This window comes from Micromonospora sp. NPDC051006 (assembly GCF_044456245.1).
In the GTDB taxonomy this organism is placed as follows: domain Bacteria; phylum Actinomycetota; class Actinomycetes; order Mycobacteriales; family Micromonosporaceae; genus Micromonospora.
Window position 1 is genome coordinate 193,439 of record NZ_JBITFP010000009.1, and the last position, 19,931, is coordinate 213,369.

The following is a 19,931-nucleotide window of genomic DNA, read 5'->3' on the forward strand; positions in this document are numbered from 1 at the left end:
GCGGCGAGGTGCCACACGATGATCCTCCGTACCGGCCAGCGGATCGTGTTCATCGGCGACAGCATCACCGACTGCGGCCGGCGGGTCGCGGCCACGCCCTACGGCGACGGCTACGTGAGCCTGGTCCGCGCCTTCGTCAGCGCCCGCCACCCTGAGCTGGACCTGCACTGGGTCAACCGGGGCGTGAGCGGCGACACCGTCCGCGACCTGGCCACCCGCTGGGAACGCGACGCGGTGGGGGAGCGCCCCGACTGGCTCTGCGTCATGATCGGCATCAATGACATCTGGCGCCGCTACCGGGGACGCGCTGCCGACGCGGTGCCGATCGACGAGTATGAGCGGACCCTGCGCGCGCTGCTCGGCCGCGCGGTCGACGCGACCGGCTGCCGGCTGGTCCTCGCCGACCCGTACCTCATCGAGCCGGATCGGGCCGAGCCGCAGCGCGCCGACACCGACCGTTACGCGGCGGTGGTCGCCGCGCTCGCCGCGGAGTTCGGCGCGGTGCACGTGCCGACCCAGGCGGCCTTCGACCGGGCGCTCGCGGTCAGCCGGCCGGAGCGCTGGGCCGACGACCGGGTGCACCCGAACCAGCCGGGGCACGCCCTGCTCGCCGACGCCTTCCTCACGGCCCTCGGCGCCGGCCCGGCCGCGCCGCTGCCCGCCAGCAGGGCCGGCGAGCGAGGTCTCACCGCGCCCCGCTGAACGGCGCCGCCACGCCGGCGCCGGCGGCGTCGCTCCCGGCAGGGCCGGTGCCCGTCGCGGGGCCGGCTGGTCCTCAGGTCGTTCCGGCCGGCGCCGGCTCCGCCCGCGCCGGCACGGGCGGTTCCTCCCGCCCGCCGGTGCGCTCCGCCCCGATGCCGGCGGCCACCACGAACGCGACGCCCAGCAAGGGGGCGACGCCCGGCAGTTGGCCCAGTGCGACCAGGCCCACGAGGAGGGCGATCGCCGGTTCCAGGCTCATCAGCGTGCCGAAGGCGGCGGTGGTGAGCCGGCGCAGGGCGAGTAGTTCCAGGGCGAACGGGATCACCGGCAGCAGCACCGCCAGGCCCAGACCGGCGAGCAGGATGCCCCAGGTCAGGTCGGCGAAGACCGACGGACCGACGGTCACGGTGGCGACCAGGGCGGCCACCGGCATCGAGATGGCCAGCCCGCGCAGGCCGGAGACCTCGTCGCCGACCCGCTGGGTGAGCAGGATGTACGCCGCCCAGCAGGCGCCTGCAGCCAGCGCGTATCCGACGCCCACGAGGTCGGCTCCGCCCCGCCAGGGCTCGGTGAGCAGGAGCACCCCGACACCGGCGAGCAGTGGCCACAGCTTCGTGCCGCCCCGGCCGCGTGCCACCGCGACCCCCAGCGGGCCGAGGAACTCCAGGGCGCTGGCGGTACCCAGCGGCAGTCGGGCCACCGCGGCCATGAACAGGATGGTGACCCCGGCCGTCACCACGCCCAGTGCGACGCAGGTGGCCAGCGCGGAGCGGGTGAGCGTGGACGGGCGTGGGCGGACCAGCACCGCCAGCAGGACCCCGGCCCAGGCCAGGCGGAGCCAGGCGGCGCCCTCCGGGCCGATGCGGTCGAAGAGGCCGACCGAGGCGGCCAGCCCGAGCTGGACGAGCATCATCGAGGCGAGGGCCATCGCCGAACCGGCGCGGGTGGGCGTCATGCCTCCAGTAGATCGGCTTCCCACTGTTCGTGTCCACGTGTCATTGCTGGACAGACTGTTCGCTGATGCTGAACAATCGCCGGCGTGGACCTGCGACGGCTGCGGTTGCTGCGCGAGCTGGCCCGGCTGGGCTCGATGCGGGAGGTCGCCGACGAGCTCGGGGTGACGACCTCGACGGTCTCCCAACAGCTCGCCGTGCTGGCCCGCGAGGTCGGTGCCGACCTGATCGAGCCCGCCGGGCGGCGGGTCCGGCTCACCCCCGCCGGCCGGCGGTTGGCCGGGCACGCGGTGACGATCCTCGCCGCCGTCGAGGCGGCCCGGCTGGACCTCGACCCGCAGGCCCAGCCGGCCGGCACCGTCCGGGTCGCCGGCTTCGCCACCGCCGTACGCCGCTCACTGCTGCCGGTCGCCGCCGACCTCGCGGTCCGCCACCCGGCGGTCCGGCTCCGCATCCACGAGCACGAGCCGACCGAGGCGTACGCGCTGCTGGCGGCCGACGGGATCGACCTGGCACTGACCTACGACTACCACCTCGCCCCGGCACCCGTCGATCACACCGTCGAGGCCATTGCGCTCTGGTCCACGACCTGGAGCCTCGGTGTGCCGGCCGACGCCCCGCCGGCCCCCGGCGGCTCGCCCGAGGTCTTCCGCGGGTTCGCGGGCCACGACTGGATCGTCAACTCCCGCAACACCGCCGACGAGGTGGTGGTGCGCGCCCTCGCGTCGATGGCGGACTTCGAGCCCCGGGTCGAGCACCGGGCGGACAGTCTGGAACTCGTCCAGGACATGATCGTCGCCGGGCTGGGCGTCGGACTGCTGCCCGCTGACCAGCCGACCCTGCCCGGCGTACGCCTGCTCCCGCTCGTCGGCCCCGAGGTGCGGATGCGCTCGTACGCGGTCACCCGCCGGGGCCGGACCGGCTGGCCGCCGCTGGCCCTCGTGCTGGGCCTGCTCACCGCCGACGCCGCCACCGCCTAGGACCGCGCCGGCCGCCGGCGCGGGTCCAACGGCGAGCGGCGCCGCCGGCGAGGTACGCCGGCAGCGCCGCATGCTCCCGTCCGGTCGGGACGCCCCGGGTCAGCCCCGGGCGACCTGGTAGAGCCGCTCCGGGGTCACCGCGCCGGCGAGCACCCGACCGTCGTCGGTGAGCAGCACGCTGAAGAGCTTCCCGGTCAGCAGCCGGCCGCTGCCCCAGTCGCCGCTGACCGCCGGCAGCGAGTTCAGCACGCCGCCGAGCTGGGCACCGGCCGGGCCGGCCGGCTTACCGGCAGCCGGCGCACCGGATTCCGCCTTGCCGGCGGCGTCGATCTTGGCAACCAGCACCGTCGTCCAGCCGGTGCCCACCGCGCGCACCTGCGGCTGCTCGGCCGCCGCCGGCTTGCGGGTCGGCCCGTCCGGCCGGTCAGCCGACTCCTCGCTGACCCGCACCCCCGGCGGCGGGTTGAAGACGAACTGGTCGGCGTCCGGGCGCTGGTAGTCGACCTGGGTGAAGGCCATCTCGAAGGCCGGCTGGTCACTGCCCGTGGCGAAGACCTCGAACCGGAGCGGCACGTGCTCGCGGGCGTCGATGGCGATCCGGAACTGGTGCACCAGGGAGGCGTCGTCGCGCGGCTCCAGCACCAGCTCGTACGCGTCCCGCCCGGCCACCGTGGCCGACCGGCCCACGCTGACCGCGGTGCTCGGGTCGATGGCGGCGAGCGCCTGGTCGGCGGCCTCCTGGGGGGTGCCGGGCAACGCCGGCGCGTGCTCGTCGACCGCCGGCTCGCCGGGGACGTCGGTGCCGCCCAGGGTGCGGTGGGTGGCCGCGTTGGCGCGGCTGTCCCAGGTCCACACGTCGCGGCCGTTGCGGATCACATCGCGCTCGCCGAGGGTGTCGAGCAGCGCCAACCGCTGCTTGTCCGGCCCGGAGTACCAGACCCGCAGGGTGTGCGTACCGGTCAGCAGGGTGGTCAGCTCGTTGCCGCCGACCAGGCCGGCGACCGGCGGGAGCCCCAGGTCGGCGCGCTGCACGACGGTGCCGGAGAGCCCTTCGAGCCGGGAGGTCTGCAGGTCGACCAGGAGCTGGGCGGCGGTGCGGGGCGGCAGGCTCGGCTCCGCCTCGGCGGCGAACGTGCCGATCGCGGCACCACCGCCGATCACGGTGGCGACGGCGGCCACCGGGACCAACCAGCGCAGGACGGGACGGCTCTTCAACACGGACATGACGGCACCTCCTGGGAACATCCTGCCTTGTGCCTGCTGTGAGGGCGCTGAGGATGCAGATGTCGGGGTGTACCGGGGTGGCACCCTTGACCCCGTGCGGCTGCTGGTGGTGGAGGACGAGGCGCGGTTGGCCGCCGCGCTGCAACGGGGCCTGCAGGCCGAGGGTTTCGTGGTGGACGTGGCGTCGACCGGCCCGGCCGGGCTGGACGCCGCGCGGCACGGCGGCTACGACGCGATGATCCTCGACGTGATGCTGCCCGGCCTCTCCGGCTACGAGCTGGTGCGCCGGCTGCGCGCCGAGGAGCACTGGCTCCCGGTGCTGATGCTCTCCGCCAAGGACGGCGAGTACGACCAGGCCGACGGGCTGGACTGCGGCGCCGACGACTACCTCACCAAGCCCTTCTCGTACGTGGTGCTGCTGGCCCGGCTGCGCGCGCTGCTGCGCCGGGGAGCGCCGGAGCGCCCGGCGGTGCTGGCGGTGGGTGACCTGCGGCTCGACCCGGCGCGGCGGCGGGTGACCCGGGCCGAGAACGAGATCGCGCTGACCGCCCGCGAGTTCGCGCTGCTGAACTACCTGATGCGCCGCCCAGGCGAGGTGGTTTCCAAGACCGAGCTGCTGGACCACGTCTGGGAAGCCAGCGTGGAGACCGCGCCGAACGCCGTCGAGGTGTACGTCGGCTACCTGCGTCGCAAGATCGGTCGGGAGCGCCTGGAGACGGTCCGCGGCGCCGGCTACCGGCTCGCCACGTGAGGGCGCTGCCGCTACCGCGCCCGCCCACGCTCGGGTTGCGGGGCCGGCTGATGGCGATCGGCGTGCTCGGCCTCTCGGTCGGGCTGGCCCTCGGTGGGCTGATGCTGCTCGGTGTCCTCGGCTACGTGTTGCAGCGCAGCGTCGACAGCGAGGCGTTCCGCACCGCGGACGCGGTCGCGCTGCTCGCCGCCGAGGACGCCCTGCCCGACCCGCTGCCGGTGGCCGGCGGCCAGCTCCGGGTCCAGGTGGTCGACGCCCAGGGCCGGGTGCGGGCCGCCTCGATCGACGCCGACCGGCTGGTGCCGATGGTCCGTCCGGAAAGCCTCGACCCGGACCTGCGGCAGCGGCTGCTGGTGTCGGGGGAGCGGGTCGGCCTGGCCGGTCCGGTCCGGGTGGTGACGGTGCCCGCCGGCAGCGCCGCCGACCCGCTCACCGTGCTGGTCGGCAAGTCGATGACGGACGTCCAGCACAGCACGCACGTGGTCCGGACCATCCTGTTGATCAGCTTCCCGTTGCTGGTGGCGGGGCTCGCCGGCGTCGCCTGGCGGGTGGTCGGCGCGACCCTGCGGCCGGTGGAGGCGCTGCGCCGGGGCGCCGAGGAGATCACCGGGCGGGCCGGCCCGGGCCGGCTCCCGGTGCCCGCGTCCGGGGACGAGGTGCACCGGCTGGCGGTCACCCTGAACGGGATGCTGGACCGGCTGGAGTCCGCCCGGGACCGGCAGCGGGCCTTCGTCGCCGACGCCGCGCACGAGCTGCGCAGCCCGGTCACCAACATCCGTACCGAGCTGGAGGTGGCCCGGCGGCTCGGTGACCGGACCGACTGGACGGCGGTGACCTCGAACCTGCTCGCCGACACCGAGCGGCTGAGCCGGCTCGTGGACGACCTGCTGCTGCTGGCCCGGCTGGAGGAGTCCGAGGCCGGCTCCGGAGGTGGTCCGGGCCGGGGCGGGATCGGCCCGGTCGAGCTGGGCGAACTGCTCACCGCCGTCGCCGCCCGCTACCCGGCGCCGCCGGTGCGGGTCGCCCTGCCGCACCAGCCGCTGTGGACCGTCGCGCAGCCGGACGAGCTGCGCCGGATCCTGACCAACCTGGTCGACAACGCGGTCCGGCACGCCCGCGACGAGGTGGTGCTCGCCGCCGCGTCCGAGGGCGCGTACCACCTGGTGACGGTGACCGACGACGGGCCGGGCATCCCGGCCGCGGACCGGGACCGGGTCTTCGACCGGTTCACCCGGCTGGACGACGCCCGGGCCCGCGACGCCGGTGGCGCCGGCCTGGGCCTGGCGATCGTGCGGGAACTGGTCCGCCGCGCCGGCGGCGCCGTCACCCTCGCCGACGCCGACGGTGGAGGGCTCCGGGTGTCGCTGCGCCTACCGGTGCTGCCCACGAGCGAGGGCTGACGGCGTCAGCCGCGGCGGGTGCAGACCTCGTCGGCGGTGGCGACGGTGTCGGTGGACCAGACCACCGCCACCGTGAAGCAGTAGTCGATGCTGCGGTTGAGCCCGTAGATGACGAAGCTGGTGGTGCCGGCGGGCAGGTCGGTGAGGGCGCTCTTGCCCTGGCCGGCCCGGCCGCCGGAGATGACCACCGGTCCCTCCCCGCCGGTCGGGTACGTCCAACGCAGCGTGACGTTGTCCCGGTTGTCGCGCAGGCTGACCGCGCCGGGCGGGGTGCCGGGCGTGGCGGGGGCCGCCGGGCTCGTGGTGGCGGCGGGAGTGGTCGCGGCGGCGGGACTCGTCGGGGCGGCGGGGCCGCTGCTAGCCGGCGGCGCGGGCGGGTCGTCGTCGCCGTCGACCCGGGCCACGCCGGCGATCACCGCCGCCGCGCCGAGCAGCACCACGACCACCCCGCCGACCACCAGCGGGACCAGCCGGCTGCGCGCGGGCGGCGGCGCCCGGTGCACCGGCACCGGCAGCAGTCGGGACGGCTGGTAGGGCTCGTCCGGCTCGATGCCGCGGTGGACCCGGTGCACCCCGTCGGCCTCCTCGCCGGGGCCGGCCAGCGCGACCACCGCCGGCGGCACCGCGCCGCCGGGCGGTGGCGTGCCGCCGGTCGGCGGTTCGGCGGTACGGTCCGGCGGCCACCACGCCTGGCCGGCCTCGGTCGGGTCGTCGGCCGGTTGCCGCGGGTTGGGCACCGCCGGTCCGTCCGGCTCCGGCTCCGGGGGCTGGTACGGCTGGTAGGTCGACCCGTCGTCGTGCGGCGGAGTACGGGCGGCCGGCACCACGGGGGCGTCCCGGGCGGCCGGTGGGTTCTCCGCGCAGACGTGGTCCGGGTTCGCGGCGGCCCGGGCCAGCGCCGCCACCTGGGCGGCCAGCGGGTCGTCGGCGGCCAGGTGCTGCCGGCACAACTCCCTCGCCAGGGCCAGGTTGTCGTGCGCCTCGGCGAACTGCCCGCAGTCGCGCTGCATCGCACCGAGCCGGGCCAGCATCTTGATGCCGCTGGGGTGCCCGTCGCCGTAGACCTCGCGGTGCAGCTCCCAGGCGTCCTGGAGGCGGTCCCGGGCGACCTGGCACTGGCCGCGGGCGTACTCGACGGTGGCCAGGTCTGCGTGGGCGGCGAGCACCCGTAGCGACTCCGGCCCGTCCTGCGCGGTCAGCTCGATGATCACGTCCTGGTAGAGCCGGGCGGCCCGGGAGTGGCTGCCCACCCGGTGCAGCACCGCGGCCAGCGTGGCAGCGGCGGCGACGCTGCGCGGATCCGAGCGGCCGTGCAGCCGGGTGCTTGCCGCGTACGCGAACGCGGCCCAGCCCCGGGCGGAGTGCGGCTCACCGAGCGCGACCAGCACCCGCGCCTGCAGGCTCGCCGCCTCGGCCAACTCGGCGGTGGCGTTGGCCGGGCGCGGGTCGGCGTCGGTCAGCGCGTCGGAGAGCAGCCGTTGCGCGCCGGCGAGGTCGCCGGTGGACACCAGGTGGTGCGCCTGATCAGTCAGTTCGCCGAAGCCGGGAGGCACGCCCCATCGTGCTCATCCGACGACGGTAAGTACAAGACCCGCGCCGGTGCGGATTGGTCAAGAACCGGTCAGGTGCTCGACCAGGCTCTCGCTGATCCGGCGCAGCTGGTCGACCTGGGCCGGTGTCAGCGCGTCGAACAGGTGCCGGCGTACCCCCTCGACGTGGCCGGGCGCCGCGGCGGCGAGCGTCGCGAACCCGGCGTCGGTGAGGCGGGCGACCTGGCCGCGCCGGTCGGTCGGGCACTCCTCGCGGCGGACCCAGCCGGCGGACTCCAGCCGGGCCACCGCGTGCGAGAGCCGGCTGCGGGAGGAACCGGTCGCGTCGGCCAGCTCGCTCATCCGCAGCGCTCGCTCGGGCGCCTCGGAGAGCCGGGCCAGGATCTCGTAGTAGGCGTGCGGCATTCCCGCGTCGCGTTGCAGCTCGCGGTCGAGGGCGTCCATCAGCCCCCGGGAGGCGGCCAGGAACGCCCGCCAGGTGCGCTGCTCGTCCTGGTCCAGCCACCGTGTCATGACAGCCATCATAGTCGAGTTGGTTGAGAGTTCAACTAAACCGGGCTACCGTTGGCCGCATGGGAATCCACCGGCTCAACCACGCGGTCCTCTACGTCAGTGACCTCGCCCGCAGCGTCGCCTTCTACCGCGACGTGCTGGGCTTCCGTCCGGTCGAGATGACCCCGGACGGCTTCCGCGGCGCGGCCTTCCTCCAGGCGCCCGACTCCACCAACGACCACGACCTCGGCCTGTTCGAGATCGGCGCCGGCGCCGGGCGGTCGACCGCCGGCCGGGCCACCGTCGGGCTCTACCACCTGGCCTGGGAGGTGGACACCCTCGACGAGCTGGCCGCCACCGCCGAGCGGCTGGCCGCGGCCGGCGCGCTGGTCGGCAGCTCCGACCACGGCACCACCAAGAGCCTCTACGGGCAGGACCCGGACGGCCTGGAGTTCGAGGTGGTCTGGCTGATCCCCGCCGACCTGCTCGACGACGCCGCGCTGGCGGCCCGCAAGCAGATCGGCCGGCTCGACCTCGACCGCGAGCGGCAGCGCTACGGCGGGCAGACCCGCGGCGGGGTGGGCATCTCCGTACCGGCCTGACCGGCCGTGCGGTAGAACCACAGGATGCCGAGCCACCCGACCGACGCCGTCACCCGCGAACTGCTCGTCCGCCAACTGGAGACCTGGCTGCCGGGGGCGCTGAACCGCTCCCGGCGGGCCACCGTCGCCCTGGCGTACGCCGGTGGCGACGCCGACTCCGCCGACGAGGCCCTGCGGGTGGTCGCCGAGTACGCCGACCGGCTGCGCGGTCGCCGGCTTACCGTGCTGGTGCTCGCCACGGCCGCGGATCTGCCGGCCCGGCTCGGCCCGATCGAGGCCGACCTGCCGGCCGAGGTCGCCCTGCACGTGGTGCCGGGGGAGGCGGACCGGCTGCCGGTCGGGGTCAAGGCGGCCGGCGCTGCCGGCGCACCGGTCTTCTCCTTCGTGGACGCCGCCGGTGCCGATCCGGCACTTCCCGGCGCGGGCGTCGACCCGGCGGTGCTGGCCGCCGCGGCGGTCGGCCGCCCGGCCGAGGTGCTGCTGCGCCTGGGCGCCGGCGGCAGCGCGCGGGCGGCGCTGGGGGAGGCGGGCTTCCCACTGGTGACCGAGGTGGAGCTGGTGCCGGTCGACGGAGGGCCGGCCGCCACGGTCGCCTTCGGCACCGGCTCGGACCGCAGCCTGGAGGCGTTCAAGGAGGCGCTCTGGGCGGTCGACGAGTTCGCCGGCGCACGCTACCGCGACCCGGCCGACCCGGCCGGCAGGCCGCTGGACATCGCGCTCGACCCGGAGCCCGGCCCGCTGCGCCGGGAACTGCTGGCCGAGCTGACCCGCTCCGGCCCCCGTACGGTCACCGAGCTGCGCCGATACGCCCTCACCTCGACCGTCTACCGCTCGTCGGACGCGGTCCGGGCGCTGACCGGGCTGCTCGAAACGGGGTCGGTCACCCGCGAGCCGGCGGACGGCCGGCTCGGCGGCGACGTGGTGATCACCGCCGCGAGCCCTCAACCACCTGCCTGACCAGCACGAAAGCGGGGCGCCGGTCGTCGTCACCGGCACCCCGCTCGCGTCGAGAGGTCAGCTCCGGGACTTGTCCTGCTTCCAGGACAGCGGGCCCGGCAGGTCGACCCGGTGCGCCCGGGCCCGAGAGTTCCACGACCATCGGCCGATCTTGATGCTCCACGACGAGAAGCCGTTCTCGGTGAAGTTGAGGATCAGCGGGCCAATCTTCTTGCGCTTGCGGAACATCAGGCCCATCGCGGGGCTCCCTTCATCACCATTCCCTGCCGTGTCGAGTTCGAACATTCCCGAAACGCCGATTCGCGAAACGCCGTCCCGTTCCAGCGTGGACGGCGCGGTCCGTCACCGGCCGAGGCCCGGCGGCAGCGGTCGCAAACGCCTATCAAACCGGTAGGTGTTGCGGCGAGGTAAACCCCGGTAGGCGAAGGTGCCTCAGGTGGCCTGACAGGTAAATCTCATCTTCTGGAAGGCCGTTGACCGCCTCCGCCGCCCTCGGCAGCATGGGGGCATGTCGCAGCGGGACGAAACAGCGCCGGGGTCGGGATGACCACCGTGGAGGGTTTCCCGGCGGCGGTCGATGAGCCCGCCCCGACCGACGGGGAGCTGCGCCCGGTCGACCGGAACCTGTTCCGTGCCCTGCTGCGCCGGCAGGCGACCACGGTCACCGTGGTCACCACCGCCGCCCGGGGCACCGACCCGGCCTGCCTCGGCGGCATCGGCGCGCCGATCCGGGCCGGCTTCACCGCCACCTCGTTCACCTCGGTCTCGCTGGACCCGCCGCTGGTCTCGTTCTGCCTCGACGTCGCATCGTCCAGCTGGCCGGTGCTCGACCGGGCCGAACACGTCGCGGTGCACCTGCTCGGCGCCGGGCAACGGCAGGCCGCGCGGATCTTCGCCACCCGCGGCATCGACCGGTTCGCCAGCTACCCGCACTGGGTCACCGGCCCGTTCGGAGTTCCGCTGCTGGAGGGCGTGCTGGCCCGGCTCTTCTGCCGGGTGGTGCACCGGGTGCCGGCCGGCGACCACACCGTGGTGATCGCCGAGCCGCTCGCGCTCGGCGACGGCGGCGAGGGCGACCCGCTCGTCTACCACCAGGGCGGCTACACCACTACCGAGCCGGTCGCCCCCCGCTGAGAGCGGGCGTGCCCACCCTCGACCGGACGGCGTGCAGCCAGCCGGGATGATCCGTGCCGCGTGCGGCTCAGCGCGGCTCCCAAGCGTCCGGCAGCGCGGTGAGCTTGCGGACGTGGGCGGGGAGGCGACCGCTGACGAGCTCGGCAAGGCTCACCTCGTCCACCACCCGGCGGAGCGCGGCCCGCACGGCCACCCAGAGCCCGGGCAGATTTTCCGCCGCCCCCTCGTACCGGGTCTCCTCGGGCCGTAGGCCACGGACCCCGGCCAGCGGGCCGTCGACCGCGCGCAGCACCGCGCCGACGCTCACCTCGCGGGGCGGCCGGGCCAGCGTGTAACCGCCCTCGGCGCCGCGTTGCGCTCGGACGATCCCGGCGCGGCGCAGGTCGGCCAGGACCGCCTCGAGGAACTTGCGGGGCATGTCCTGCTCGGCGGCGATGGCCTGGGTGGAGAGCAGCGAGGGGTACACGGTGGCGAGACTCAGTGCCGCCCGGACCGCGTAGTCGCCGCGCGCGGAGATCTGCACCCTGCCATCATGCCCGGCCGGGGCGGACGACCGGCGCCGTGGGCGTCAGGCGGGCGAGTGGTGGGCGGTGCGGGTCGACTGAGCCGGTTGGCGGGGTCGGACCACGCGGCCGGGCAGCGGCTCCTCGCGGCTGGCGCGGAACGCCCCCGGACTCATCCCCACCTCCCGGGTGAAGAACCGGCCGAAGTTGGTCGGCTCCGAGAAGCCGAGCCGCCGGCCGATCCGGGCGATCGGGTCGTCGGTGGCGGCGAGCAACCGGCTGGCCTGCAACGCCACCCGCTCGTCGATCACCTGTTTGGCGCTGCGGCCGGTGACGGCCAGGCAGGCCCGGGTCAGCGTCCGTACCGAGCAGCCGAGCCGGGCGGCGTAGTCCTCGACCCGGCGGGTGCGCTGGTAGCCCCGCTCGACCTCGCGGCAGAGCCGGTGGAACGTCGCCTCCTCCGGCCGGTGCGCCGGGTGGGCCTCGTCGGCGAGGGTCAGCCGGAGCAGCAGCACGGCGAGCTGATGACGGAGCAGGGCGTCCGCGGCCGGCACCCCGCGGTGCCGGACACAGTCCACCGTCAGCTGGGTCACCTCGTTGATGACCGCGTCCTCGTCCTCGCCGGCGAGCTGCCGCCAGGTCGGCACGGCCTCGGGGTCGACGTCCAGGCCGCGCAGCGCATCGGCTGCCCAGCGCACCACCGTCGCGTCCAACTGGGGGCAGGGGCAGCGCAGCACCTGCCCGGCCCGCACCCGCAGCAGCGTGCCGGGACGGCAGGGCAGCGGTTGGAAGTCCACTTCGGCGTCGCCGTGCCCGCCGGTGGTCAGCACCAGCAGGTCCCGCTCCGCGAGCACCGGGCGACGCCAGGCCGGGTCGCCGGCCAGGTCGGCCAGCGGGAGCGTGTCTATCTCGACGGGGAAGGGCGGCGCCGTGTTGACCGTTGCCGGGGGGAGCTGACCGGAAGAGACCATCGCAGCTGACGTTAGCCCGCGCCGCAGGTCACCGCATCCCGACCGGTCCCGCCCACCCGTTCGCCGCCGTCGCCGCCCGCGCTTCCGCCCGCGTCGCCCGACCGTGGCCCGGTCTTGTCCCGATCCGGGCCGCCGGGCTACGTTACCCGGCGGTAGGGCCGTCCTGTCCGGCGCGACCGGCGCTGCGTCGGCCGGGTCGACCGGCGGCGGCCGGTGCACCGCCGACGCGCGATGGGATGGGCATGACGGATCTGTTCTCGGTCGAAGGCAAGACTGTCCTGGTCACCGGCGGTTCTCGGGGGATCGGCCTGATGATCGCCCAGGGCTTCGTCCGGGCCGGCGCACACGTGATCATCTCGTCCCGGAAGGCGGAGGTGTGCGCGGCGGTGGCCGAGAAGCTGTCGGCCGAGGGGCGCTGCGAGGCGATCCCGGCCGACCTGGGCGACGACGCCGGCGCCGAGGGGCTCGCCGCCGCGGTCCGGGAGCGCTTCGACCGGCTGGACGTGCTGGTCAACAACGCGGGTGCGACCTGGGGTGCGCCGCTGGAGGCGTACCCGGAGAGCGCGTTCGACAAGCTCTGGGCGGTCAACGTGAAGGCGGTGTTCCGGCTCACCACCGCGCTGCTGCCGGCGCTGCGCACCGCCGCCAGCGCCGACGACCCGGCCCGCGTGATCAACATCGGCTCGATCGACGGCATCCGGGTGCCGTGGATGGAGGTGTACGCCTACTCGGCGACCAAGGCCGCGGTGCACATGCTCACCCGCAGCCTGGCCCACCAGCTGGCTGGCGAGCGGATCACCGTCAACGCGATCGCCCCCGGCCCGTTCGAGAGCAAGATGATGGCGTTCGCGCTGGACGACCCGGAGTCCCGGTCGGCCATCGAGGGTCAGGTGCCGCTGGGTCGGATCGGCCGGCCGGAGGACATGGCCGGCACCGCGATCTACCTCTCCTCGCGGGCCGGGGCGTACCTCACCGGCGCCGTCATCCCGGTCGACGGCGGCATCACCACGCACGGCTGAGCGCCCGACCGCCCCAGGCGGCCGGGCGCGCGTACGCCCGGTGTGCGGGAGCCGCGCGGACTCGGCAGATCCGCGCGGCCCCGTGTGGCCGGATGGCCGGTATTACCCGGTCTGACGGTTGGTGACGGTGTTCAGCGGCCGGCGAGCAGCCGGTTCACCGCGGTGTCGACGTCCAGGTGCTCGGCCTCGCGGCCGCGCGGGACGACGACGTAGGTCCGCCGCAGGAAGCGCACGAGCACGCTCCGCGGCACCTCGAAGAGAGCGTTGCCGTCGGGTGACGACAGCGCGAGCGCGACGAAGTCGCCGCGCGGAGTGGCCCAGGGCCACACCCGAACGTCGCCGATGCCGGCCGGTTCGTCGAGGCCGGTGACCAGCAGTTCGCGGGCGAAGGACCAGCTAACTGCCTCGCCCCCGGCCGATTCGGCATGGAACAGGACATGGACCGCATACGGGTCAGCAGGGTCGTAACGCAGGCTGGCACGCACCGGCAAGGCGGTGGCGTCAGGCGCGACGAGCCTTAGCGACGTCTCGACCTCTACGGTCGTCGGTCGGATGACACTCATGGACGTTCTCCCCCCGGCACCGCTGCGGAACGCGCGTGTCCCGCTTTTCCCATACTCAGGTGCTACTCCTGGCTACGCTCCGCCATACGCTGACTTCACCCAGTGGTGGGAAGGGGGGCGGAAAAGCCACATGAATGTGAAACTTCATCTAGAATTTCCGGTTCTGCCCAGTGCGTTGTCCCGCCCGGTATCGGGTGGCTCAGTCGTCGACTTACTCCGGTAACGTCCAGTCGTCGGAAGGGGTGACGGTCCCGAGCGACACTGGGGGGTGAAATGGTCACGAAACGATCCTCAGTGGATCCGATGGTGGCGCCCGGAACGCCGAACGTCGCGGGCCGAGCAACCGAAAAGCGGGGGTACGCAGTGCCGATGGATCAGCACGACCGGCCGGGCCGGCCGGCGGCCGACCGGGGGCCCGACAGTGGCGCCGGCGGCGTCGCCGTGGCCGACCGGCAGCAGCGGCGACGGTGGCGCCGACGCGTCTCCGACACCCTCGACCTGATCCGGGCCAACCCCACCGGCCGGATCACCCTCAAGATCTTCATTGCCATCGCCGGTGCGATCGTCGTCACTGTCGGTGTCGCCCTGATCCCGCTGCCCGGCCCCGGCTGGCTACTGGTCATCGCCGGCCTGGGCATCTGGGCGGTCGAGTTCCACTGGGCCCGCCGGCTGCTCACCTTCACCCGCCGACACGTGCACAACTGGACCGAGTGGGCGAAAAGTCGATCACTCCCGGTACGCCTCGTCCTCGGCTCGGTCGGCCTGGTCTTCGTCGCCGTGGTGGTCTGGCTCTCGCTCAAGTACAGCCTCGGCATCGACGTCGTCGCCCGGGTCATGCACTACCTCGCGACGCACTGACCCCGGATTCGCGGTCGGGGGAGCGGATCAGGTACAGTCATGCGCGCTGAGGGCGATTAGCTCAGCGGGAGAGCGCTTCGTTCACACCGAAGAGGTCACTGGTTCGATCCCAGTATCGCCCACGCAGGTCAAAGGCCACTTCCCGGCTCTGGGAGGTGGCCTTTTTGCTTCGGTACAGCAGTTAAGTACAGCAGTTCCGTCAGTTGCCGAGTGAGTCGCCGAGGCGTTTGAGGGCGTCTCTCGTCGCCTTGGTCGATACCTGTGTGTAGATCTCCATCGTCACGGAGAAGCGGGCGTGCCTCAGCACCTGCATGGCGACTCTGGGGTGGACGTCGAGGTCGGCCAGGAGCGTGGCGCAGGTTCTTCGTGCGTCGTGAACGGTGATCGGCTTGATGCCTGCCTTCTCGCACCTCGTCTGCCAGGAGCGCTGGAAGTTGCGCGGCTCGATGGGCGTGCCATAGCGGGTGGTGAATACGAGGTCGGTTTCCTGCCAGGCGTTGCCCGCGGTTGCTCGGGCCTCGTCGCGTTGTCCCTGTCTGAGCTTGAGGGCGGTCAGGCAGATGTCGGGCAGGGGGAGAGTGGCGTCCGACGCCTGGGTCTTGGTGTCGCGGTGCAGGAGTTGGCCACGTACGCGTTGGAGTTGGCGGCCGATGGTCAGCTCTCCCGCGTCGAGGTCTACGTCCTCCCATGTCAGTCCGAGGGCCTCGCCCTTACGGAGGCCGGTGACGAGGACCAGGGCGTAGGCGGCGTAGAGCGGGTCGTCGTCTGCTTTGGCGGACTCCAGGAACTTCCGAGCCTCGTCGCTCGACCAGGATTTTCCTCGCCGCCTACGGACGGTGGCGAGGGTGACCGCGACGGCGGGGTTCTTGGTGATGAGGTCTTCGGCCTGGGCGTGGGTGAGGGCAGCTCGTAGGGCGGCCCGGATGTCGCTGACCGTGCGCGTCGACGGGACGGCCTGGCAGCAGCGGCCGACCGCGCAGCAGCGCCGCTTGTCCTTCGGCCGGCCGGCGTCCTTGTCTTGGGCGCAGCACTGGCAGGTGCGGGCTACCTGGTTGATCCAGGTCTGCACGTCCCGGGACTGGAGCCGGTCGAGCCGCTTGGGCCCGAGGCCGGGGGAGATGTAGCGGCGGACGAACGTCTCGTAGGTGGCATAGGTCAGTGGTGCCCGGTTCGGCTGGATGATCTCGGCCAGCCAGTAGGTGAGGAAGCTGCCGACAGTTGGGACGCTGGTCGCCACCGGCCCCTGCTTCGCCTGCTGGTGCAACTTGATCCACTTGTCGTGGACGGCCTCTCGGGTCTTGCCGTAGACGTACTTCCGGTCACGCCGGCCGTCGGGCTTGGTGACCCAGACGTACGCGGCGAAGCCGTTGCGGTAGGGGAAGATGGAGCCTTCGCCGTTGGCTCGTGTGCGTGCGGGCATCAGGCGGCCTCCTGGCGTTCGACCTGTTCGCGGATGTAGTCGTCGACCCATTCGGGGAGGATGCGGCGGCACTTGCCGTCCTTGATGGAGCGCAGTTCGCCGGTGGCGATCTTCATCTTGACCTTGGAGATGCCGAAGCCGAGCAGGACGGCGACTTCTGCCGGCGAGTACCAGCGGGGGGAGAGGTGTTGGTTCATGCGGCGGCTCCGGTGAGCCAGGCTTCGTGGGCGAGTTCTTCGCGGCCGATGCGTCTGCTTTCGCGTCGCTGTCTTGCGGCGGTGTTGGCGAGCAGGGCGTCGCCTTCGGTGAGCCAGCCGGAGCCGATGTAGGTGAGGGTGCCGATGGTCAGGGTGTCAGCGGGTTCGTCGTCCTCTTCGCGGCGGTAGGTGGCTCGGGTGTCGCGGAGCAGGCGGAAGGTGACCGAGTAGCGGCGGGCTTTGGTGAGGAAGTGACCGCCGAAGCCGAGCATGTGCGCCCAGCGGCGTAGCCCGGCGTAGATGTTGGGTTTGGCGTCAAGGCCGCCTTGACGGTCGTCGGCGGGTGCGGCGCCGCTGGCCATGTCAGTGTGGGTGGCGCGGCCGAGATGCCAGCAGGCGTCGATGAGGCGGGCGACGTGGTCGCCTTCGGGATCGGCGTAGTCGTCAATCGTGGCCGGGTTGAGCCGGGCGGACGAGTGGCCGGTGGCTTCGGTGGCCTTGGTGGCGTACTTCGCCAGGTAGGCGGCAACCTTGCCGTCAGTCAGCTCACCGCCAGCGGCGTTGATGCGCCGCACGTCGATCTGCTCGCCCCAGGCGACCAGCCAGCCCTGCGGCCGGTCGGGGTGCGCGGGCGTCGTGACGGTGATCCGCGAGGCGGCGTCGCGGACCGCGTCTTCCAGGTCGTCGGCGGTGATGCCGGCCGGCGGCGGCACGAGGGCGTCCGGGTCCTCGGGGTCGACGCCGTCGAGGCGCAGTAGGACGTGGAAGTGCACGGCGGCGCGGCGTTGCATCTCGGCGACCTTGCCGTGAGACACCCGCACGGGCGGCACCCAGCGGACCTTGCCGGAGGCGGTGACGATGCCGACCTTGGGGATGCCACGTCGACGGCACGTTGCGGCGAGGTGGCGATCGGCGGCCTGCTTGGTGCGCCGCCACAGCTCGCCGGAGAAGTAGTTCCAGACGACCTGGTGGGCGTGGTCGTAGCAGCCCAGGCACAACGGCTGTCCGAGCCGCGGGTCGTCGGCGTCGTGGCGGGCGAAGCACGCTGCGGGCTGCCCGTGCGGGCAGGTGCCGGCGTTGCTGCGGGCGCGGCAGGGGGCGGGGCGGCAGTCGCAGCGTTGCCGGTTGCGGCAGGTGTGGCGGGGGACGTGGCGGTGGTGGACCGGGCCGAAGGAGGGGGCGGTGAAGGTGGCGAAGACGACCGGGTGGCGGCCGACCGAGGTGGGGACGCCCTTGCCGCCGGTCAGGCCGCGACAGACGACTTGGTAGGCGTCGCCCTGGTAGACCCAGGCGCAGTCCGGGCACACCGATTCGCGGCGGTTGCCGCACGCCTTGTAGAGCATGCGGTCGGGCAGCTCGTCGGTGTGCAGTTGGCCGGTGATGCGGCCGGTGTTCCGGTCGACGGCGGCGATGGTGCCGGTGAGGCGGATCGGGCGAGCACAGCCGCCGGCGGGGCGGGTGTGCTCCAGCCAGTCGGAGAACTTCGCCGAGGCTGCGCGGTGCAGGACCTGGGCGTCGCGGCCGACGGCGAGGTCAGGGCGGTACGGGATGAGCGGGGCGGTGGACACGACTGTCTCCTCTTCAGGGGGTGGCAGGGACGGGAGACGAAGCACCACCAGCCGTGGACGTCTGTCCGCTGGTGGTGTTCGTCGTGTCTCCTGGCACCGCCGAGAGGGCGGCTGACGCCGGAGGGCGGAAGCGTGGTCGTGCCACTTCCCGCCGATGGGTCATGTCCTTTCACGCTCGTAGACCTGGTGAATGTGAGCCGGCACGGGTGGGGAGCCTGGGATATCGGCATCCGGCGGGTTGCCGCAGACTGCCCCCACCCGTGGAGGTGTGAGAATCCGGGCCATCGTGGACGGCAGGAAGGCCGCGGTGAGCAACTCAGCGGATTCGGCGATCAGGCATCGTGGCCGGTGCGATCGAGAGCCGGCGGGACGTGTCCCGCATCAGCGGCAGGCAGGCCGCTCGGCATCTCCGAAGTCGAGTTCAGCGATCCGGCAGGAAGGCCGCGCTGGCGTGCTCGACGAGCGTCAGGGTAGCACCGGGTACCGACACGTCAACCCGTCGTAGCCTGGTGCCAAGTGCAGGCCTTTATAGCGGTGGCGATGGCGGCGTGCTGGTCCAAGGATGGTGCCGTGGTTACCGAGAAGCTGCCGGGCGTCGTGCTGGTTGACGACCTGCGCTCGTTCGTTGATGGCCGGGTGGCACAAGTTGCGCGCACCAGCAGGGCCGGCATCGAGGCGCTGGAGCGACGCCGCGGACAGCGATTGGACGAGCTGTGGCTGGATCACGACCTCGGCGAGGACGACACGATCTGGCCGGTCATCGAGGTGTTGGAGCGGGCTGCGTTCGAGGAGCGCCCGTTCGATGTCGGTGTGGTGTACGTCCACTCGGCGAACCCGGCCGGCGCTGAGAAGATCATGCAGGCGTTGCGGCGCTGGGGGTACGACGTCCGCTCGGCGGCTGGATCACCGCAGGTCGGCTACCTGTCCGAGACCGATTAGCGGCCGGCCACCCCGACACCGCAGCGTCGACGGCCGATGAAGCGGACCACCGGCCGCCACCGGCACACCGCCGGTTCGCCGCGCACCGTCGCTACCGTGCGAATGGGGGCTGGCGACAGGCCATCACACCCGAAAGGAGCTGACTGGTGACCGACTGGCGCTCTCTGTGGGATGCGGTTGTCGCCAGCGATGTGAGCGCCCGAGACGGCCTTGGCTGGGAGTTCACCAGCCGGACCGGTGAACCGGCCTGGGCCGTCTTCCGCGAGGACGGTGGCCCGTTTCCGGTCTTCTCCGCAGCGCGCGGGCACATCATGCCTTCGGCGGACGACCTGGCCGCCATGACGCGCGAGGCTGTGGCGGACCTCTTGGCTGCCGCTGGACTGGCTGACCGACACGGCTGGATCACTGAGAACATCTCGGCCGCACTTCTGCTGGCCTCCATGAGTGTCGAGTCGTGGGAGGGAGTGGAATGGGCCCTTGGGTCTGGTCCTAACGATGTCGCGATTGCGTGGGCCGAACCCGACGCCGCGCGAACGCCCTACGCCTGGCTGCGCGCCATCGGCGCCGACGCATCGCCAGAGGTCACCGTCTACCAGGATGACGCGCTCTTCGGCCTCTGCTTCATTCCGACCGTGGAACTCCGACTGCCGGAGTTCGACTCGGGCTCACTGCGGTCCCGCCGAGGGATTTCACTCGTACGCGGCCCAATCAACCAGGTGGAAGTCGTCTACAACACCGTTGTCGAGGGCCGTCGCGATGCTGGGCTCGTGAGCGAGGTCTTGCTGCACGGCGACCACGCGTCGACGTTGCTCATCGCCGCCGAAGCGTATTCCCGGCACGAGTGGCAGCTCTTTGACGAGTCCGTAGTCGCTCTGACGGAGCCGACCACTGCCGACGCCCTAGCCTGGATCCCCGAGCGGCACCGTTGGCGGCCGACCGAAGGTGGCCGCTGACACTCATTCATGCAGTGATCCGCGCCGTCGAACTGTCGCAGATCACTTGGCGGACGAGTGTCGCACATCAGTCGACGGAGGACACACCGGCTGCCAGCCGTGTGCGACCGACGGTGATCGTTTACGCCTGGGTCGTGGTCTTCTGCTTGAGGCGTTCGTAGGGGGTCTGCCCGCCGAGGCCGCCGTGCGGGCGAT

Annotated in this window: 22 protein-coding genes and 1 tRNA gene; 12 read left to right on the forward strand and 11 right to left on the reverse strand. The window is 73.0% G+C overall.

Features of this window, described 5'->3' with window-relative positions; genetic code table 11:
- Positions 1-18 precede the first annotated feature (18 nt).
- A complete protein-coding gene (locus ACIBBA_RS17185) occupies positions 19-702 on the forward strand; it encodes an SGNH/GDSL hydrolase family protein (protein ID WP_396698213.1) in 684 nt (227 codons plus the stop codon).
- Positions 703-775: 73 nt separating this feature from the next.
- On the opposite strand, the gene ACIBBA_RS17190 is transcribed toward ACIBBA_RS17185, so the two are convergent.
- A complete protein-coding gene (locus tag ACIBBA_RS17190; RefSeq protein ID WP_396698215.1) occupies positions 776-1,657 on the reverse strand; it encodes an EamA family transporter in 882 nt (293 codons plus the stop codon).
- Positions 1,658-1,741: 84 nt separating this feature from the next.
- Here ACIBBA_RS17190 and ACIBBA_RS17195 point away from each other — a divergent pair, with 84 nt between their 5' ends.
- Entirely contained in the window at positions 1,742-2,635 is an 894-nt protein-coding gene (locus ACIBBA_RS17195; RefSeq protein ID WP_396698217.1) for a LysR family transcriptional regulator, read from the forward strand.
- Between the two features lie 99 nt (positions 2,636-2,734).
- Here ACIBBA_RS17195 and ACIBBA_RS17200 read toward each other — a convergent pair whose 3' ends face one another.
- The gene (locus ACIBBA_RS17200; RefSeq protein ID WP_396698219.1) at positions 2,735-3,859 is read right to left on the reverse strand and encodes an outer membrane lipoprotein carrier protein LolA; all 1,125 of its coding nucleotides are present in this window, start codon (positions 3,857-3,859) and stop codon (positions 2,735-2,737) included.
- Positions 3,860-3,953: 94 nt separating this feature from the next.
- Here ACIBBA_RS17200 and ACIBBA_RS17205 point away from each other — a divergent pair, with 94 nt between their 5' ends.
- Complete coding sequence (locus ACIBBA_RS17205) at positions 3,954-4,610, forward strand: response regulator transcription factor (protein ID WP_350875392.1); 657 nt, start codon at positions 3,954-3,956, stop codon at positions 4,608-4,610.
- A gap of 50 nt (positions 4,611-4,660) precedes the next feature.
- The gene (locus tag ACIBBA_RS17210; protein WP_396698272.1) at positions 4,661-6,010 is read left to right on the forward strand and encodes a sensor histidine kinase; all 1,350 of its coding nucleotides are present in this window, start codon (positions 4,661-4,663) and stop codon (positions 6,008-6,010) included.
- 5 nt (positions 6,011-6,015) lie between these two features.
- On the opposite strand, the gene ACIBBA_RS17215 is transcribed toward ACIBBA_RS17210, so the two are convergent.
- Complete coding sequence (locus tag ACIBBA_RS17215) at positions 6,016-7,563, reverse strand: tetratricopeptide repeat protein (RefSeq protein WP_396698221.1); 1,548 nt, start codon at positions 7,561-7,563, stop codon at positions 6,016-6,018.
- Between the two features lie 57 nt (positions 7,564-7,620).
- Complete coding sequence (locus ACIBBA_RS17220) at positions 7,621-8,082, reverse strand: MarR family winged helix-turn-helix transcriptional regulator (protein WP_396698223.1); 462 nt, start codon at positions 8,080-8,082, stop codon at positions 7,621-7,623.
- Positions 8,083-8,132: 50 nt separating this feature from the next.
- Here ACIBBA_RS17220 and ACIBBA_RS17225 point away from each other — a divergent pair, with 50 nt between their 5' ends.
- Together ACIBBA_RS17225 and ACIBBA_RS17230 are read left to right on the forward strand one after the other, a co-directional pair.
- Positions 8,133-8,654 carry a VOC family protein gene (locus tag ACIBBA_RS17225; RefSeq protein ID WP_350875398.1) on the forward strand — a complete coding sequence of 174 codons (522 nt, stop codon included), beginning with the start codon at positions 8,133-8,135 and terminating at the stop codon, positions 8,652-8,654.
- Between the two features lie 24 nt (positions 8,655-8,678).
- Entirely contained in the window at positions 8,679-9,611 is a 933-nt protein-coding gene (locus ACIBBA_RS17230; RefSeq protein ID WP_396698225.1) for a hypothetical protein, read from the forward strand.
- 57 nt (positions 9,612-9,668) lie between these two features.
- On the opposite strand, the gene ACIBBA_RS17235 is transcribed toward ACIBBA_RS17230, so the two are convergent.
- Positions 9,669-9,848, reverse strand: coding sequence for a DUF4236 domain-containing protein (locus tag ACIBBA_RS17235; protein ID WP_281575888.1), 180 nt, complete (start codon positions 9,846-9,848; stop codon positions 9,669-9,671).
- A 306-nt stretch (positions 9,849-10,154) separates the two neighbouring features.
- On the opposite strand from ACIBBA_RS17235, the gene ACIBBA_RS17240 reads away from it, so the two are divergent.
- On the forward strand, positions 10,155-10,745 hold the full coding sequence (locus ACIBBA_RS17240; RefSeq protein ID WP_396698227.1) for a flavin reductase family protein: 591 nt from the start codon (positions 10,155-10,157) through the stop codon (positions 10,743-10,745).
- A gap of 67 nt (positions 10,746-10,812) precedes the next feature.
- Here ACIBBA_RS17240 and ACIBBA_RS17245 read toward each other — a convergent pair whose 3' ends face one another.
- The gene (locus tag ACIBBA_RS17245) at positions 10,813-11,268 is read right to left on the reverse strand and encodes an Rrf2 family transcriptional regulator (RefSeq protein WP_350875404.1); all 456 of its coding nucleotides are present in this window, start codon (positions 11,266-11,268) and stop codon (positions 10,813-10,815) included.
- A 45-nt stretch (positions 11,269-11,313) separates the two neighbouring features.
- Positions 11,314-12,219 (reverse strand): helix-turn-helix transcriptional regulator, encoded by a 906-nt coding sequence (locus ACIBBA_RS17250; protein ID WP_396698229.1) that lies wholly within the window; start codon positions 12,217-12,219, stop codon positions 11,314-11,316.
- A 242-nt stretch (positions 12,220-12,461) separates the two neighbouring features.
- Here ACIBBA_RS17250 and ACIBBA_RS17255 point away from each other — a divergent pair, with 242 nt between their 5' ends.
- Positions 12,462-13,238 (forward strand): glucose 1-dehydrogenase, encoded by a 777-nt coding sequence (locus ACIBBA_RS17255; RefSeq protein ID WP_396698231.1) that lies wholly within the window; start codon positions 12,462-12,464, stop codon positions 13,236-13,238.
- 131 nt (positions 13,239-13,369) lie between these two features.
- On the opposite strand, the gene ACIBBA_RS17260 is transcribed toward ACIBBA_RS17255, so the two are convergent.
- A complete protein-coding gene (locus tag ACIBBA_RS17260; protein ID WP_007457244.1) occupies positions 13,370-13,801 on the reverse strand; it encodes an SsgA family sporulation/cell division regulator in 432 nt (143 codons plus the stop codon).
- A 294-nt stretch (positions 13,802-14,095) separates the two neighbouring features.
- Here ACIBBA_RS17260 and ACIBBA_RS17265 point away from each other — a divergent pair, with 294 nt between their 5' ends.
- Positions 14,096-14,659 (forward strand): TIGR02611 family protein, encoded by a 564-nt coding sequence (locus ACIBBA_RS17265; protein ID WP_396698233.1) that lies wholly within the window; start codon positions 14,096-14,098, stop codon positions 14,657-14,659.
- Positions 14,660-14,709: 50 nt separating this feature from the next.
- Positions 14,710-14,781, forward strand: a tRNA-Val gene (locus tag ACIBBA_RS17270).
- 77 nt (positions 14,782-14,858) lie between these two features.
- On the opposite strand, the gene ACIBBA_RS17275 is transcribed toward ACIBBA_RS17270, so the two are convergent.
- The 3 genes from ACIBBA_RS17275 to ACIBBA_RS17285 are packed head-to-tail and all read right to left on the reverse strand — an operon-like array spanning position 14,859 to position 17,844.
- On the reverse strand, positions 14,859-16,079 hold the full coding sequence (locus ACIBBA_RS17275) for a tyrosine-type recombinase/integrase (protein ID WP_396698235.1): 1,221 nt from the start codon (positions 16,077-16,079) through the stop codon (positions 14,859-14,861).
- Positions 16,079-16,276, reverse strand: coding sequence for an excisionase family DNA-binding protein (locus tag ACIBBA_RS17280; RefSeq protein ID WP_396698237.1), 198 nt, complete (start codon positions 16,274-16,276; stop codon positions 16,079-16,081). Before ACIBBA_RS17280 ends, ACIBBA_RS17275 begins: the two co-directional genes overlap by 1 nt.
- Positions 16,273-17,844, reverse strand: coding sequence for a replication initiator (locus tag ACIBBA_RS17285; RefSeq protein ID WP_396698239.1), 1,572 nt, complete (start codon positions 17,842-17,844; stop codon positions 16,273-16,275). Before ACIBBA_RS17285 ends, ACIBBA_RS17280 begins: the two co-directional genes overlap by 4 nt.
- A gap of 540 nt (positions 17,845-18,384) precedes the next feature.
- Between ACIBBA_RS17285 and ACIBBA_RS17290 the strand changes: the two genes are divergently transcribed.
- Both ACIBBA_RS17290 and ACIBBA_RS17295 read left to right on the forward strand, forming a co-directional pair.
- On the forward strand, positions 18,385-18,783 hold the full coding sequence (locus ACIBBA_RS17290; RefSeq protein WP_396698241.1) for a cyclic-phosphate processing receiver domain-containing protein: 399 nt from the start codon (positions 18,385-18,387) through the stop codon (positions 18,781-18,783).
- Between the two features lie 146 nt (positions 18,784-18,929).
- Positions 18,930-19,736, forward strand: coding sequence for a hypothetical protein (locus ACIBBA_RS17295; RefSeq protein WP_396698243.1), 807 nt, complete (start codon positions 18,930-18,932; stop codon positions 19,734-19,736).
- Positions 19,737-19,931 lie beyond the last annotated feature (195 nt).

Coding starts and splice junctions, on each gene's coding strand:
- ACIBBA_RS17185 (WP_396698213.1), top strand. CDS start 19: ATGATCCTCCGTACCGGCCAGCGGATCGTGTTCATCGGCGACAGCATC.
- ACIBBA_RS17190 (WP_396698215.1), bottom strand. CDS start 1,657: ATGACGCCCACCCGCGCCGGTTCGGCGATGGCCCTCGCCTCGATGATG.
- ACIBBA_RS17200 (WP_396698219.1), bottom strand. CDS start 3,859: ATGTCCGTGTTGAAGAGCCGTCCCGTCCTGCGCTGGTTGGTCCCGGTG.
- ACIBBA_RS17210 (WP_396698272.1), top strand. CDS start 4,661: ATGGCGATCGGCGTGCTCGGCCTCTCGGTCGGGCTGGCCCTCGGTGGG.
- ACIBBA_RS17220 (WP_396698223.1), bottom strand. CDS start 8,082: ATGGCTGTCATGACACGGTGGCTGGACCAGGACGAGCAGCGCACCTGG.
- ACIBBA_RS17225 (WP_350875398.1), top strand. CDS start 8,133: ATGGGAATCCACCGGCTCAACCACGCGGTCCTCTACGTCAGTGACCTC.
- ACIBBA_RS17230 (WP_396698225.1), top strand. CDS start 8,679: ATGCCGAGCCACCCGACCGACGCCGTCACCCGCGAACTGCTCGTCCGC.
- ACIBBA_RS17235 (WP_281575888.1), bottom strand. CDS start 9,848: ATGGGCCTGATGTTCCGCAAGCGCAAGAAGATTGGCCCGCTGATCCTC.
- ACIBBA_RS17240 (WP_396698227.1), top strand. CDS start 10,155: ATGACCACCGTGGAGGGTTTCCCGGCGGCGGTCGATGAGCCCGCCCCG.
- ACIBBA_RS17250 (WP_396698229.1), bottom strand. CDS start 12,219: ATGGTCTCTTCCGGTCAGCTCCCCCCGGCAACGGTCAACACGGCGCCG.
- ACIBBA_RS17255 (WP_396698231.1), top strand. CDS start 12,462: ATGACGGATCTGTTCTCGGTCGAAGGCAAGACTGTCCTGGTCACCGGC.
- ACIBBA_RS17260 (WP_007457244.1), bottom strand. CDS start 13,801: ATGAGTGTCATCCGACCGACGACCGTAGAGGTCGAGACGTCGCTAAGG.
- ACIBBA_RS17275 (WP_396698235.1), bottom strand. CDS start 16,079: ATGCCCGCACGCACACGAGCCAACGGCGAAGGCTCCATCTTCCCCTAC.
- ACIBBA_RS17280 (WP_396698237.1), bottom strand. CDS start 16,276: ATGAACCAACACCTCTCCCCCCGCTGGTACTCGCCGGCAGAAGTCGCC.
- ACIBBA_RS17290 (WP_396698241.1), top strand. CDS start 18,385: ATGGCGGCGTGCTGGTCCAAGGATGGTGCCGTGGTTACCGAGAAGCTG.